The sequence below is a fragment of the Streptomyces sp. CNZ301 genome, from assembly GCF_004217425.1.
The window spans coordinates 1-14,406 of record NZ_SHLG01000002.1 but is presented as its reverse complement, the minus strand read 5'-3'; the positions used below and the strand labels follow the sequence as shown (position 1 = coordinate 14,406).

General features: G+C 68.2%; 14 protein-coding genes and 3 pseudogenes. 7 read left to right on the top strand and 10 right to left on the bottom strand.

Annotated features, from left to right (window positions below; translation table 11 throughout):
- Positions 1–12: 12 nt before the first annotated feature.
- A complete protein-coding gene (locus tag EV375_RS24265) occupies positions 13–444 on the top strand; it encodes a phosphatase domain-containing protein (protein WP_130302097.1) in 432 nt (143 codons plus the stop codon).
- A 26-nt stretch (positions 445–470) separates the two neighbouring features.
- Here EV375_RS24265 and EV375_RS24260 read toward each other — a convergent pair whose 3' ends face one another.
- From EV375_RS24260 to EV375_RS24250, 3 genes are all read right to left on the bottom strand, one after another.
- The gene (locus tag EV375_RS24260) at positions 471–1,259 is read right to left on the bottom strand and encodes an SDR family oxidoreductase (RefSeq protein ID WP_130302096.1); all 789 of its coding nucleotides are present in this window, start codon (positions 1,257–1,259) and stop codon (positions 471–473) included.
- Positions 1,260–1,398: 139 nt separating this feature from the next.
- Positions 1,399–2,403: a LacI family DNA-binding transcriptional regulator gene (locus EV375_RS24255; RefSeq protein ID WP_130302095.1), complete on the bottom strand. Its 1,005-nt coding sequence runs from the start codon at positions 2,401–2,403 to the stop codon at positions 1,399–1,401.
- An 83-nt stretch (positions 2,404–2,486) separates the two neighbouring features.
- Positions 2,487–2,936, bottom strand: a complete 450-nt coding sequence (locus EV375_RS24250) for a VOC family protein (RefSeq protein WP_130302094.1) — start codon at positions 2,934–2,936, stop codon at positions 2,487–2,489.
- A 75-nt stretch (positions 2,937–3,011) separates the two neighbouring features.
- On the opposite strand from EV375_RS24250, the gene EV375_RS24245 reads away from it, so the two are divergent.
- The gene (locus EV375_RS24245; RefSeq protein WP_130302093.1) at positions 3,012–3,644 is read left to right on the top strand and encodes an ABATE domain-containing protein; all 633 of its coding nucleotides are present in this window, start codon (positions 3,012–3,014) and stop codon (positions 3,642–3,644) included.
- A 21-nt stretch (positions 3,645–3,665) separates the two neighbouring features.
- Here EV375_RS24245 and EV375_RS24240 read toward each other — a convergent pair whose 3' ends face one another.
- The 4 genes from EV375_RS24240 to EV375_RS24230 form a co-directional block, all read right to left on the bottom strand.
- A complete protein-coding gene (locus EV375_RS24240) occupies positions 3,666–4,340 on the bottom strand; it encodes a dienelactone hydrolase family protein (RefSeq protein WP_130302092.1) in 675 nt (224 codons plus the stop codon).
- Positions 4,341–4,503: 163 nt separating this feature from the next.
- Complete coding sequence (locus tag EV375_RS24235; protein ID WP_207227954.1) at positions 4,504–6,336, bottom strand: glycoside hydrolase family 43 protein; 1,833 nt, start codon at positions 6,334–6,336, stop codon at positions 4,504–4,506.
- A gap of 202 nt (positions 6,337–6,538) precedes the next feature.
- Positions 6,539–6,616, bottom strand: a complete 78-nt coding sequence (locus EV375_RS29920; RefSeq protein ID WP_484600488.1) for a 50S ribosomal protein bL37 — start codon at positions 6,614–6,616, stop codon at positions 6,539–6,541.
- A gap of 530 nt (positions 6,617–7,146) precedes the next feature.
- Complete coding sequence (locus EV375_RS24230) at positions 7,147–7,488, bottom strand: histone-like nucleoid-structuring protein Lsr2 (RefSeq protein ID WP_130297628.1); 342 nt, start codon at positions 7,486–7,488, stop codon at positions 7,147–7,149.
- 496 nt (positions 7,489–7,984) lie between these two features.
- On the opposite strand from EV375_RS24230, the pseudogene EV375_RS24225 reads away from it, so the two are divergent.
- From EV375_RS24225 to EV375_RS24215, 3 genes and pseudogenes are all read left to right on the top strand, one after another.
- Positions 7,985–8,685 (top strand): annotated as a pseudogene (locus EV375_RS24225) (HNH endonuclease family protein).
- A 648-nt stretch (positions 8,686–9,333) separates the two neighbouring features.
- Entirely contained in the window at positions 9,334–9,597 is a 264-nt protein-coding gene (locus EV375_RS24220) for a helix-turn-helix domain-containing protein (RefSeq protein ID WP_130297626.1), read from the top strand.
- A 311-nt stretch (positions 9,598–9,908) separates the two neighbouring features.
- A pseudogene (locus EV375_RS24215) lies at positions 9,909–11,441 on the top strand (UvrD-helicase domain-containing protein).
- Between the two features lie 108 nt (positions 11,442–11,549).
- Here EV375_RS24215 and EV375_RS29915 read toward each other — a convergent pair.
- The 3 genes and pseudogenes from EV375_RS29915 to EV375_RS29905 all read right to left on the bottom strand — a co-directional run bounded on the left by EV375_RS29915 (position 11,550) and on the right by EV375_RS29905 (position 13,152).
- Positions 11,550–11,762, bottom strand: coding sequence for an SDR family oxidoreductase (locus EV375_RS29915; protein WP_486588782.1), 213 nt, complete (start codon positions 11,760–11,762; stop codon positions 11,550–11,552).
- Positions 11,763–11,920: 158 nt separating this feature from the next.
- Positions 11,921–12,076 (bottom strand): annotated as a pseudogene (locus EV375_RS29910) (hypothetical protein); the annotation flags it as partial.
- Positions 12,077–12,942: 866 nt separating this feature from the next.
- Entirely contained in the window at positions 12,943–13,152 is a 210-nt protein-coding gene (locus tag EV375_RS29905; RefSeq protein ID WP_486588781.1) for a TetR family transcriptional regulator, read from the bottom strand.
- A gap of 55 nt (positions 13,153–13,207) precedes the next feature.
- Here EV375_RS29905 and EV375_RS29900 point away from each other — a divergent pair, with 55 nt between their 5' ends.
- Entirely contained in the window at positions 13,208–13,585 is a 378-nt protein-coding gene (locus EV375_RS29900; RefSeq protein WP_130302091.1) for an AfsA-related hotdog domain-containing protein, read from the top strand.
- 181 nt (positions 13,586–13,766) lie between these two features.
- Positions 13,767–14,406: AfsA-related hotdog domain-containing protein (locus EV375_RS24195; protein WP_486588780.1), on the top strand; the 640-nt coding region annotated here is incomplete at its 3' end.

Here is a 14,406-nt window from a genome sequence, read left to right as displayed (position 1 = left end):
TAGCCTGGGCCCGTGAGCGAGACCTGGGATCCGGACGGCGCCGGTGTGCTGCGTCTTCCGTCGGGGCGGCTGCTGCGCGGACGCGGTCTTCGCCGTCCCCTTCCGCCGGGCCCCGACCCGGCCTTCTCCGTCTTTCTGCTCGGCAGGCAGCCGCCCCAAGTGGACTGGGATTCACGGTGGTTGCGCTGGCCGGACTTCCGGCTGCCCACGAGTCGCACGCAGGCCCTGGCCCTGCTGAGCGAGGCCTGGTCACGGGCGGAGGCCGAGCGCGTCGAAGTGGCGTGCGGCGGAGGACGCGGACGCACGGGCACGGCGCTGGCCTGCCTGGCAGTGCTCGACGGAGTTCCGGCCGGGGAGGCGGTCGCCTTCGTGCGACGTCACTACGATCCCCGTGCCGTGGAGACGCCGTGGCAGCGCCGCTACGTGCTGCGCTTCACGAAGTGACCGGGCGCCCCCCCCACGCCGCCCGGTCATGCCCCCGCACTCTGGAGGAGGTCCGGATCCCGTCCCAGGACCGTGCGTCCGCCGTCGACGGGCAGAGTGACCCCGGTGATGTAGGCCGCCTCGGGCGAGAGCAGATGCGCGACGGCCGAGGCGACCTCCTCCGGGAGGCCGGTTCGCCCCAGCGGATGCAGCGCACGCATCTCCGACTCCACGCGTGCCGCGACGTCCGGCTCCTGGGCGGCGAGCAGCGAGGCGTACCGTTCCGTGCCGATCGAGCCCGGCGCGACGGCGTTCACACGGATCCCCCGGGGCCCGTACTCCACGGCCAGCGCGCGAGTGAGCCCTTCGATGGCCGCTTTCGCGGTCGCGTACGGGGTGCATCCGGGAACGGGACGGCGTGCCTGGTGAGACGTGATGTTGACGGCGGAGCCCTGGGTGCCTTCGGCGAGGAACCGGCGTACGGCGGTGGCGCACCCGGTGACGGCGGGGTCCATGACGGCCGATATCAGCTCCAGGACGGTCCCCGTGGGGGAGACGCCGAGCGAAGCGTCGCGGAAGAGGGCCGCGTTGTTGACCCAGCCGCGAAGGGTGCCCACCGACTCCGCGAGATCCGCGGCATGTTCGGTCACGGCCTCGTCGGAGGCGCTGCCCGCGACGATCATGACGCGTGACCGGGCCGGATGGCCGGCGGTCCACCGCAGGGAGTCCGGATCCACGTCGACTGCCACGACGCTGTGGCCGTCGGCGAGCAGCCGTTCCACAACTGCCCGTCCGATGCCGCGGCCTCCTCCGGTCACCACGTAGGCGCTGCTCATGGATGCCGTCTCCGTCCTTCGCCTCGCTGCGTCCACGAGGGCAGCCTCACCCGCCGCACACACCATGTCAACAGCATCTGTCGAAGCACTTCGATATGCAATTGGCGCACACGCACGCGGTGAAGCCGTCCACAGGCCGTCAGGTGGAACCGCGGCGGACGAGCTCCAGCCGCAGCGTGACCTCCCGAACCGCCGAGGGTTCCGAGCTGCTCATGCGCCGCATCAGGAGCTCCGTCGCGGCGCGGCCAGAATCCTCCAGCGGCTGCCGCACCGTCGTCAGATCCAGGGCCTGGGCCAGATCGGTGTCGTCGAAACCGGCCAGCGCCAGGTCCTCCGGCACCCTCAGGCCGAGCGCCCGCGCCGCGCGAAGCGCACCAGCGGCGAGGAGGTCGTCGCCGGCGAACAGCGCGGTGGGCCGCCGAGGCCCGGACAGCAGTACCTCCGCCGCGGCAGCCGCCTGCTCCAGCGCGTGCCCCGTGAAGTGGACACTCTCCGGCGGCAGCCGCTGACCGGCCTGCTCCAGAGCGGCCCGGAACCCCGCGAGGCGCCGCTGCCCGGGAGAGACGTACGCGTCGGATTCCTGGGACTCACCGAGGAACCCGAAACTGCCGTGCCCGCGCTCCACCAGATGCTCCGCCACAAGGCGCCCGCCCTCGGTGTCGTCCGTGCGGACGGAGTCGAAGCCGGGGCGGCTCCCATCCACCAGCACGGCCGGCAGCCCAAGGCCGCTGAGGCGTTCTGCCGTGCTGTCCTCCAGCGGGAGGCTCACAACGATGAGACCGTCGAGGCGCCCGGTCAGGGGCAGCCCGGCGAGCAGCGGCGAAGCGGATCGGGCAGCCGACGGGTGGTCGAAGACAACCACCTCCAGCGGGCCGCCGGCCACCGCCTGAAGCACACCCTTCAGGCGCCGCGCCACCGACGGATACGAGGTGTAGGGGGCGATCACCCCGATCCGGCCGACTCCCTTGCGTGCCTTGGCCACCGCATCAGGCTTGGGCGTGTAGCCGAGACGGTCCGCAGCCTGAAGGACCCGCTGCCGCGTACGGTCACTGACCCGGGCGGGTGTGTTGAGCGCCAAAGACACGGTCGAGATGCTCACGCCCGCCTCGGAGGCGACATCGTAGATGGTGGCCCGGCGCGGCAACTGCCCTCAGCTCTCCTCGACTTCGCAGCGTGATCACGGCATCGTACCGGGCGCTGTGCGGACGGCCCTGGGAAGCGCCCCGGCTACTGAACGTCGAACTCGTTGCCCTCCGGGTCCGCCATTGTGACGTGGTTGCTGCCCCGGTCCTCGATCCGCTGCAGCACCTTCGCGCCCAGCTCCGTGAGCCGCCGTACCTCGGCATCACGCTGCGCGGGGCCGGCATGCAGGTCGATGTGGAGACGGTTCTTGCCGTGCTTGGCTTCGGGCACCGCCTGGAAGAGGATCCGCCTCCCCAGCCCGGTACCGCTGGATTCCTCGACGGGATCGTCGGGGTGGCGCACCGCGGCCAGGGCCCGGAATGCCTTGCGCCCGTCGACCGTCGTGCAGTCGCTCTCGTTCACGGCTCCCGCGCTGGTCAGCTGCTCGATGAGCACGCTGTTGTCCTCGACCTCGTATCCGAGGGCGGCCGCCCAGAAGCGGGAGAACTGAAGCGGGTCGGCGCAGTCGACGACGAGCTTCCATCCAAGAGCCATCCGATTCTCCAGATGCCGGGCACGCTTCGCGGGCGGGAGAGGAGTCCGATCGGTGAAACCAGTCATAATGGTTACATGACTGTGGCGGCAAGCGGACTCGTTCTCCGCTCACCGGAAGGCACGCGCTTCGTCTTCGACGCCGGGGCGCTGTGCCTGGAGTTCCTCACCACCGGCGGTCCCGGCGCTCTCGCCCGCTACGAGACGCTTCACACACCGGACGACCTGGCCGGATGGTGTGCCGCTTCACGGCTCCGCCTCGACCCCGGCGACGTCCACATCACTGGCAACGAGTTCCGCGCCGCGCGGTGGCTGCGCGACGCGCTGTCGCGCCTCGCCCGCGCCGTGGTCCACGGCCGGCCCCCGCACCCCCGGGACGTCGACGAGGTGAACCAGACGGCGCAGCTGCCGCCCCTCGTCCCGCAGATCGCCGCCGACGGACGGCACGGCATGCACCTTCCCGCCGACGCCTTCCAGGTCCTCTCATCGGTCGCACGCGACGCCGTCGACCTCTTCACCGGCCCGCTCGCCGCACGGGTCCGCGAGTGCGGGGCTCCCGACTGCTCGCTCGTCTTCGTCGACACCTCGCGCCCCGGGCGGCGCCGGTGGTGCGCAATGGAGCGCTGCGGCAACCGGCACAAGGTTCGTTCACTGCGTGCCAGACGCAACACGCAGACGCACGACGCGGAAGCGGAAGCCTCTGTGACCTGACAGCGCCCGTCCCTCCGCGGGTCACCTCAGGCCGTCACCGCCGGCCTGTGCTTCCGCCGCGTACAGGAACCACTCATGAGCGGCGGCAGCGACCTGTTGCAGCGCACCCGGTTCCTCGAAGAGGTGGGTGGCGCCGGGCACGACCTGGACCCGGTGCTCGGCATCCAACTGCTGGGCCGCCTCCCGGTTGAGTTCCAGCACCTGCTGGTCGCGGCCTCCCACGAGCAGCAGTACGGGTACATCCACCCGTCCCAGCGCACCCCCCGCCAGGTCGGGCCGTCCGCCGCGCGAGACCACGGAGACGACGGGACCCGAGCGTTCCGCCGCGGCGACCAGCGCCGCCGCCGCGCCTGTGCTCGCACCGAAGAGATGCACCGGCAGCGCCTCGGTCCGCGGGTACTTGCCGAGCCAGTCGACCGTCGCCACCGTCCGCTCGGCGAGCAGGGAGATGTCGAAGCGGTACTGGCCTGTCGCAGCGTCGGCCCGCTCCTCCTCCTCACTGAGAAGATCCGTCAGCAAAGTTGCCCACCCGTGCCGCCGCAGATCCTCGGCGACCGCGCGGTTGCGGGGGCTGTGCCGGGAGCTTCCGCTTCCGTGCACGAACAGCACCACACCACGCGGGGACGGGGGCACATTCATGTCGCCCGGCAGTTCCACACTGCCCGGCACCGCAACCGACACCGTCTCCGAGATCATCAGTGCTTCCCCTTCCGGCTCGCGATCTGTGCCTTCCGGGGTAGCCGCATCGCGGCCGTGTCATGCACGTACGGGCCCGCTTCGCGGTGACCGCGAAGCGGGCCGTGCCGATGTGCCTCCCGGCCCTAGCGATGCCTGTCGAGGGGCGGCCCGGCCGCGGTGCTCAGCGCTTGTAGAGGCGGAAGTAGTCGAACTGAGCCGTCGCTCCCTCCCCGCCCATCGAGGCCAGGCCGAAGCGCAGTCGCTTCTCGGCGGGAACCGTCCAGGTGCCGCCCGCGATCCACTTCTTCCCGTCGCGGCTGGTGAAAGCCTGGACACGGTGCTCGCCGCTGCGCGGAGCGGTGGTGTGCTTCAACCGCAGCCAGGTGGTGCGAGCAGGCGGACCGACGGAGGTCGAACCGTAGGCGATGCCTGAGGCGTACGGCTGCTCCTTGCCGTACTCGGTCTGCCGGGTGTTCCAGATGGCGGCATGCGACAGACGCAGATACCTGTCGTCGCCGGCGTAGGCGACGAGGCCGGCCTGCTGATAGTTCCGTTCGCTCTGCTCGCCCAGGTCGATCGTCAGCTTCGTCTCCACGGTGAAGTCGCCGCGCGGCACGTCCCGCAGCATCAGCGAGGCGGTGTTCTCGTCCTTGTGCAGTTCGGCGTCCTGTGTGGGCCACACGTACCGGCCGTCGGCCACGCGGCCCGCGGGCTCGCGCACCCACTGCCATCCGGGACCGGGACGGCCGTCGAACTCGTCGCTGCGGGAGGGGTCCAGGCGCCCCGGCCATGTGCCCTTTGCGCCGCTGCCCGGTCCGCCGTCGGAGCGGTGAACACCCTTGTCCGGGACTGCCTTCGGGGAGGCGACGGGCGCCTGCTGCCTGTCGGCCGAGGCTCCCTTGCCTCCGCGGACGGCGGGCCAGCCGCCGCTCCAGTCGAGACGGTCGATGAGCATCGGACGGCGGTTGATGCCGAAGGGCTCGTCGAGGTACGGGTCGGAGCGGTCGATGGCGTGGTAGACCATCCAGTCCTGCCCGGCGAAGTCCTTCACCACGGCGTTGTGCCCGGTGCCCACCCATCGGTTGCCGTTGGGTGTGAGGGCGATCGTCCCGCCCGTGCGGGAGGCCGTGAGCGGGGTGCCTTCCCGATCGAGGAAGGGACCCCGCACCGAGCGGGACCGGCCGACGAACACCGAGTAGCCGGTCGTCGGCCCGGCGCAGCAGTCCCCGGACGAGGCGAACAGATACCACCAGCCGCCCCGCCGGATGACATAGGCGCCCTCGAATCGGTTGTCCGTCGCGACCTTCGTGGGCTCGCCCCTGGTCCGCGTGCCGTCCCCGGACAGCTCCGTCACCTCAATGCCGCCGTAGTACGAGCCGTAATACAGATAGCGCCGCCCGTCCGGGGTCACGACGTGGGCCGGGTCGAACGTCCACAGGAAGTCACCCTCGCCGCCGCTGCCGTGCCGGGGCGCAACCACCGGCTCACCGTGGCTCTGCCAGGGGCCCGCCGGGCTCGGCGCGGTGGCCACGCCGATGGCGCTGTCGTCCCGTTCTCCGGTGACCTTCGTCTGTGTGGCCACGAAATACAGCCAATAGCGGCCGTCGTGATAGCTGATGTCCGGAGCCCAGTAGGCCGCGTCCTTGTCTGCCCACTCCGGTTCGTTGTGGTCGCCGAGCGCATCCGTGACGTACGACCAGTGCACCAGGTCGGTCGAGCGCGCGACGGGCAGCGAGTGCGCCTTGCCCTCACCGCTGCGCAGGGGGTCGGTGGTCCCGAACGCGTACCAGTAGCCGTCCTTGCCGCGGACGACAGCGGGATCGGCGAAGGTGTCGGCGAAACCGCGCGAGACCGGATTGACGTAGGTATGGCCGTAAGCGGAGTCCGCAGGTGACGGCCGCGGGTCGGCGGAGGCGGTCGAACCGAGCGCCTGCGGAAGGAGGGTGGCGATGACGAGCAGGGCCAGCCCTGCCACTGCCTGACGGATGCGGGATCCGGCTCTCCGTACGGTCACTTCTCCTCCAGGGCGCTGTCGGCGGCAGAGCATGTGTACTGCGTCCGCTACAACGTTGTAAAGACGGTGGACCGTGACTGTTGCGCCTCTGAGCACATTGCCCCGCACGCAACGGCCGCCCACCGCTCGGAATCCGTTCGGTGGGCGGCCGTTCATCGTCCCGGGCGGCCGGGCTCCGGCCCGGCCGGAGCGGGACCGTCCCTCAAGTCTGAGGCTTGCGGCCGTGGTTGGCCGCGTTCTTGCGGCGTGCCTTCTTCTTGCGACGACGCTTCGACGACATGTCGACTCCTCTCCGAAGTGATTTCTCTTGAGCGGATCCGCGCACAGCGGATCACGATCATGGTGGGCGCGTACCCGGCTACGAGCACACCACCCACGCTCACAGCAGTCCGCACCCGGGGCCGGCTCGCCCTGCCGCCGCAGCCCGAGACTCTCCAAGATGGTCGGTCGTGCAGCTTGGACCTGGCCTTTTCGATCGACTTCAGCCACGCCACCTGTGCAGCCGGACCCAAGGTGGAACAGTCCCCAGTGCAAAGCCCGTCCCAGGGATGCAGCCACCACAAGCTGTCGGAGGCGCAGCAGACTTCACCGCGCCTCCGACAGCCCCTCGTCCTCCGCGACTTCCTGCCACAGCGCAGCGCGAAGACTCCGACGCCGGGGCAGCAACGGCCCGATACCCCGGGCACACCCACCACAGGGCCGCGCCGGAGAAACAAGCACAGCACAAGTTCCCAACACCAGCCGGACCCCCTGCCTGTTGGGCCCCCGAACGTTTCCGCACCGGCCTGTCCGCCCCCGGACGACGGTGCGTCAGTGAGCCTTCTCGTATGCCTCACGCACACCTGCAGGAACCCGGCCCCGCTCGTTGACCTCGTAACCCTGCTCCTTGGCCCACTCCCGGATCTTCGCGGTCTCAGTGCCGCCACTGGCCGCCAGCGCACGCCCCGAACCCCTGCCCGCCTTCCGGCTGCGCTTGATACGTCGACCGTTCTTCATGTAAGGCGCCAGAGCATTCATGAACGCATCATGGTTCTTGTCGTTGAGGTCGATCTCGAAGTCCGTACCGGCGACGGAGAACTGCACATTCGTCACGTCCTCCGACTCCTCGCCCGTAAGATCGTCGATGAGGAGAGTAACGACTCGCTGCGCCATGACATTTCCTTCCCAGATATCCACCTGCCAGAAAGGAACATGATGATCGGCCGCATCCCACCACGTCAATTCCAGGTAACGGAATCCAGCTCCGCACCATGCGCTGGAACACACACAAATGGCTTTCTTTCCCAACGCCCGGCCGTCGAACCTCCGGCGCTTCCCAAGACAGCAGACTCAACGTGAGGCATGAGGCGACTGCGTTCGCCACGGGGGGAGAGGGCCGCCAAGAGAACCCGACCCGGACCACCCTTGGGCCCACGTCGGCTCGAGCCACCAGGCCAGCGCCTGAAGAGATCTGACGCCTCCTGGCACCCACGCATATGTGACCGCGTCTCAAAAACGCCTGCCTCGCGTAACTCCCCCAAGCAAAAGGGGTATCGCATCCATGCCGCTTCACAGCGATCGAGCCCCGGCGGCCGGCTCAGACGGAAGGACCAAGACGTCGTCGCGAGTCCACCCACACCAGGCCGGCACCGGCCAAAGGGAGTGCCACATGATCACTCGACGCCTAGGTCTCCTCCTCGCTTCCTGCCTCGCGCTGCTCACCGCTTGCTCAATCAACGAGGGGGCGTCACGCGACTCGCAACCTCAAAAACCACCAGCAAACGCCCCGACCACGTCCGCCGGATCCCTTCCTTTAACTGCAGCAGTCAAGCAGCTGACAGTCAGGAAGGAATCCCGAGACGGCTATGAGCGGGAGAAGTTCAAACTGTGGGTCGACGCCGACCACGACGGCTGCGACACACGCAAGGAAGTCCTCCTGTCCGAAGCAACGAAAAAGCCCGACCAAGGGGAGGAGTGCCGGCTGACAGGCGGGCAATGGACGTCGTACTACGACGGCAAGACAGTCACCGACGACGGTGACCTGGACATCGACCACGTCGTCCCGCTCGCCGAAGCATGGGACTCAGGCGCCTCGAGGTGGAGCCCGGCCAAGCGGGAACGCTACGCGAACGACCTGGAAGCCGAACGCTCACTCGTCGCCGTCACCCTCAGCACCAACCGCTCCAAAGGCGACCAAGACCCCGCCCAGTGGCTTCCCCCACCGCTTCCTCACACTGCCGGTACGCCACCGACTGGGTGCAGACCAAACTGCGCTGGAAACTGGCCGTCGACGCAACAGAGCGAACCAAGCTGCAACACCTCGCCGGCGACTGCCCGGAGGCCACCGTCACTCCTTCACCCGCGCCGTAACAGCTCAACTACCCCTACAGCGCAGGCCACCAGGCCTGCGCATCCTCCTCCCACACCTGTGCCCACCCGGAGGGGACCACACCTTCGACCGGCCCGGGGCCAGGAGCGGTCTCCCCGAGACCTTCCATGACAGGAGCTGTGTGGGGAGTGACCGCGGCGCAGCCGTGACACAGGTCGGCCAGACGCCACGCGTGCCCGCAGCGGCTGAGAACCAGGAGGATCTCCCCGTCACACCCCCGGCGTCGCGGATGCCAGGTGCAGCCGGCTTCACGGCAGCGACAGGTACGCAGATGCCGGGCCAGAGGATTCTCCCGAGCGTGACGGGCAAGGTGCGCCAGCACCTCTTCGCGCACCCCGCCGCAGGGCACGGGCAGAACTCCGCACACGCCGCAGCGCAGCCGTGGACCACCGGAGCAAGGGAGCACCTGGACAGTCCAGATCCGCGGCGGTGGCGGAGCAGGGGGCGGGATACGGGCCGGAACGATCTCTGCACTCCTTCATGCGCGACGTGGACGGACCAGACCTCCAGGGCCGGGCGGCGCGCACTGTAGTGCAGACCCCTGCCCTTCAGTGATTCTCCTGAAAACGCGTCAAATAGGGCAGAGGTCTGCACTGACAGGGCAGGGGTCTGCACCGTGCGATAACTGAGTGACGATCTTTCCGCCCGACCCTGACCTCGAAGCTCTCCGCATGGAGCTCGCACGCAGGCGGGCGGAGTACGGCTGGACCTACGACCAGCTCGCCGAGCGCACCGGTCTGGCCAGGCGCACCCTCATCGAGATCGAACAAGGCCGCACCGTAGGCACTCTGGCCACCTGGCACGCCATCGCCCACGCCCTCGGCGTACCCGTCGGCGACCTCCTCGCCTCCCTCTGCGAGGACCACACCCCGCCCACGCCTCCCACCGCCTGACCGCTCACCGCCGGCTGCCCCCAGCCCCGCCACCCCGTCGGCAGAACATCCCCGAAGTGGTGAGCGACCTCAAACACACGTGCCACGCATCGAAATATTGAGCGAATCCGTGCGTGCGTGAGAGGGACTTATCCGCCAGCCCTCCCAGAACGCGGCGTGTCGCGTGCCACTTTCCCGCCATGCGCCGCACACCCCTGCAGCCCCGCCGACCGGCACCCCACGCCCGACCGCCCCCTCCCACCCAGAGCGCTGAGGCCGCACAGCGCTGTCTCCTGCTCACGCCCACGCCTGCCTCGAGGAACGACACCGCCATGCTGGACCCCACCGACGAACAACTCGCCGCCATCGACGCCTTCCGCGACGGCCACCACCTCGCCCTCCAAGCAGGCGCCGGCACCGGAAAGACCACCACCCTCGCGCTGCTCGCCGACAGCGTGACCACCCGCGGCCGCTACATCGCCTTCAACAAAGCCATCGCCACCGCCGCCACCCGCACCTTCCCCAGCCACGTGCTGTGCAAGACCGCCCACGCCATGGCCTACGCCGCCGTCGGCCACCGCTACCGAACCCGCATGAACGCCCCTCGCATCCCCAGCTGGAAAACCGGAGCAGACCTCGGCATCACCAAACCCGCCCGCATCGGCACGCGAGAGGCCAGCACCCGCGCCCTCTCCCACACCCTCCTGCAGACCGTCACCCGCTTCTGCCACTCAGCTGACCGCGAGATCCAAGCCCGCCACGTCCCCGCGCTGCGCGGCATCGAAGCACCCCAAGACCGCGCGGAACTTGCCGAGTTGGTACTGCCCTACGCCCGCAAAGCCTGGGACGACCTCCAACAGCCCGACGAAGGCATCGTCCGCTTCGACCACGACCACTACCTGAAAATCTGGGCCCTCACCGACCCCCGCATCCCCGCCGACTTCCTCCTCCTCGACGAAGCCCAGGACACCAACCCCGTCCTCGAACACGTCGTCCACGCCCAACGCGGCCACGCCCAACTGGTGGTGGTCGGCGACTCGGCCCAGGCCATCTACGGCTGGCGCGGCGCCCGCGACGTCATGACCGGCTTCGACGGCCAACACCTCCACCTCTCCCGCTCTTTCCGCTTCGGGCCCGACCTCGCCACAGAAGCCAACCGCTGGCTGGCGATCGCCGAAGCTCCCATCCGCCTCACCGGCACTTCCGAGATCCCCACCACCATCGGTGACAGCGGTCAGCGACCCGCCGCGTACTGTGCCGCACCAACGTCGGCGCCATGGTCGAAGTCCTCCGCCACCTCTCAGCCGGTCACCGCGTCGCCCTCGCCGGCGGGGGAGGAGCACTCCAATCCCTCGCTCTGGCCGCTCGAGACCTCAAAGCCGGCAAACCCACCACTCACCCCGAACTCCTCCTGTTCAAGAGCTGGGGCGAACTGCAGGGACTACGCCGAGAAAGATCCCGCCGCCGCGAACCTGGCCTCCCTCGTCGACCTCGTCGACGAACACGGCACCGACACCATCCTCCAAGCCATCAACCAGCTCACCCACGAGGACCGCGCCCAGATCACTATCTCCACCGCCCACAAGGCCAAGGGCCGCGAATGGCCCACCGTCCGCATCGCCGACGACTTCCCCCCACCCCACGACGACGAAGACCGCAAAGACGAGGACGGCAACCCCCTGCCCGGCCCCATCAATCCTTGCCGAAGCACGCCTGTCCTACGTCGCCGTCACCCGCGCACGCCACCACCCGACCTCGGCGGCCTCTCCTGGATCCACCACCACCCAGATGGCAACCCCGACCAAAGACAGCGGACGCCGCACGTCTCTGGACACACGCCAGCCGGTCCGCCGTCAACGAAATGACGGCTCTTTTCCTTCCCCGCGCTGGCGCGGGGAAGGAAAGAGCCGGAAAACTGGTAAGGGAGAGAGTCCTGCCGCAAGGAATCAGCCCCATCCACCACGGTCGCGTGATCAGACGGCGGTGCAGCCCCCGTCCACCGGCACCGCACCGCCTGTGATGAAGGATGCGTGATCGCTGCACAGCCATGCAGCAATACGCGCTACCTCCTCCGGATACGCCAGGCGGGTCTGTATGGCACGGGCGACCAGATCGCTTTCCTCGACCGGTGAAGACTCCAGTACGTTCTCGATCATCTCGTCCGCGTCGCCCCACGACGAGGGCATTGACACGGATTCCTTCGTCGCCGTACTCCGCCGCGGCGCTCTTCGTCAGCCCCAGCACAGCATGCTTGGAAGCCACATAAGGTGCCAGGGCCCGGTGGCGAAGGGCCAGCCGTGCTGGAAGTGTTCACGATCGCTCCGCCACTGCCCTGCCTGAGCATGACGCGGATCTGAGCGCGCAGGCAGTTCCACACGCCCCCCACGTTCATTCCATGATCCGGTCGTAATCGGCCTGATCGGTCTCGTGCAGCCGCCGGCCAACGTCCTTGCCCCTGCGTTGTTGAAACGCCGCGTCGAGCCGCGCCGAAGTCCTCCATCGCCGCGGCCACCGCTCTCTCGACGTCCTCGGGCCGGGTCACATCCCCCACCACGACAGTGGGCCTGACCACCTGTCAGGCTGATCTCACGGAAGCACCGGAGACTTGTCCTTGCGGCGAGCCATCAGCACCACATTGGCTCCCTCAGCCGCGAAGAATCGGGCGGCTGCCGCGCCGATCCCACTGAGGCGCCAGTGATCATCACAGTCTTTTCGCTGAGCAGTCCCTCAGTTCTCCTGTCAGCACCATTGTTCCCCCCTGCCGGTTCACCCTATGAACCGGCACATAAGTGGTGGTGAACGGGTAAGAACCGGTCAGCAGCATGGTGGAATTCCCGCCTGCAGTGGCCAACAAGCCGACCTCCGCAAGCTGCGGCTCGTAACCGCAGTATTCGCTCTCGTCACTGCGCCCCTCCCGTCCGCTTCGCGAGCGTGCAGACCTCGCGGTCTTTCCCCGGGTCTTGCTCACGTCCAGTCTTGCCGCTGCGGCGGGTGTTGCGATGGCGGGGCAACAGACACCGCCACATTTCCGCTACACGTTCCGGAAGGTCACGTCGGCCGGACGTCATCTGCGCGTGCATCTGTGCGCCGGTGCAGGCATGACCACCAGAGCAGCCAGAGCCTTCACATCGGCGTTCTCGAGCACTTCCCCCTGTTGCTGGGCAGCGCGCAGCTCCCGCTCCAGGATTTTGACCACTGCTGATGGGAGTTCTCCTCCCGGGCCACGAATGCTTCCTGATCCATGACCAGCCGGGCGCCCGCAGTAGGACCGGATCCTCCAGAAGCTGATGAGCCATGTCAACGTAATATCCACCGCCTGCTGCAGCCCCGTTGAATCAAGCCGAGGAGCGACACGGTCAGGTTGGCTCAGCACGATCTCCCGAGCCAGCGCCTCCTTGGACTTGAGTGGAAGTACATCGCGCCCAGCGTCAGCCCTGCTCGCTTGGTGATGTCCGTGACCGTAGCTCCGGCGAAGCCCTGCTCCGCGAACACCTCTGCCGCGCCCGCACGATGGCAGCACGCGTCCGCACCGCTCTGTCCTGCTTGGGCAGCCCCTGTCTGATTCCGCCTTGTCATCCAGATTCTCGCTCGATCGCACTCGACAAAAAAAGAACGCTCTCTATGTTACGGCATGTGGCCTGCGCTTCTTCCAGTACGTGTCGCAATTTTTGCACGCGGCGTCTCGAAAGAAGGGGACTCTCATGCTCGCTCCGAACGGCACGCACAGCACCTCACCAGGCCTGAGGGCACCGCCCTGCCTGGCACCCTGGTTCGCAAGAGCGAGCCGGAGGAAGTGCTGATCACCGACTGGCACCGACTCGGCACCGACACCCACCGTGTAGCCGCGGTGTGGCCGAGCTCGCACCGCTTCTACCGCCCTCGTCCGGAGGCCTACAGCTCACTGCTGTTCATCGAGACCGCTCGCCAGACACTCGCCCTGCTCTCCCACACCGCTTACCACATCCCCCTCGACTATCGGCTGGGCTGGAATACTGCTGCTCCGTCATAGCCCCCACTGCGTTACACGCCTTGCAAGAGGAGCCCGCAGTGTGGAGTTGACCGTCACGCACTTGCACCGGTTCAACGGCGCTGGAGGGATCGGCCCGTCTGGCCGCGCACATCCAAGCCACCCGGGAGGGCGAACCCTGGGGGCCGTCTCCATCAAGTACACCGCTCACCCTCCGCCATATATGAGCGACTGCGCGGTGCTCACCGCGATGCCCAGCAAGTCACCGCGCACGCGCCTCCTCCCGCTGACCCCGTCTGTGCCGACCTTGTCGGCCCGCCCTCATTACGACGACGTAGTGCTCTCACCCGCTTCCGGCCGCGATGCTGGCAACTGCGTGTCGACACCGCTCACCCCTGTCCTCTTCGATCACGCACACGACCACATCCCGGGCATGGTCCTCCTCGAGGCCGTCGACCAGGCGCTCCAGTACATGTCCGTCCCGAGCCGGCCACACCCGTCACCTGCCGCACCCGCTTCACCCGCTACACGGAACTCGACGCGCCCTGCTGGATCGAAGCCTCACCGTTGGAGAGGCCTCAACCGGGCATCTCACACACAGAAATCAACGGAACGCAGAACGGGCAGACCACCTTCACCACGCACGTCGTCGCCCAGAACTGACCCGAAGAGCCACACGCCGGGCCTTCGCGTCAAAGCGATCCCGCGACGCCCTTATCCGGGATCGACTGCCGGACAGATTCACCCGAGGGGTCATGCCCTGGAGGAGAACGCCACGAGCACTCACACCCGTGACCAGTACACGCGCGCCAGAGACAAAGGGCGGGCTCCGGCGGAGCCGCCCTGGGCAATGCCAACCAATC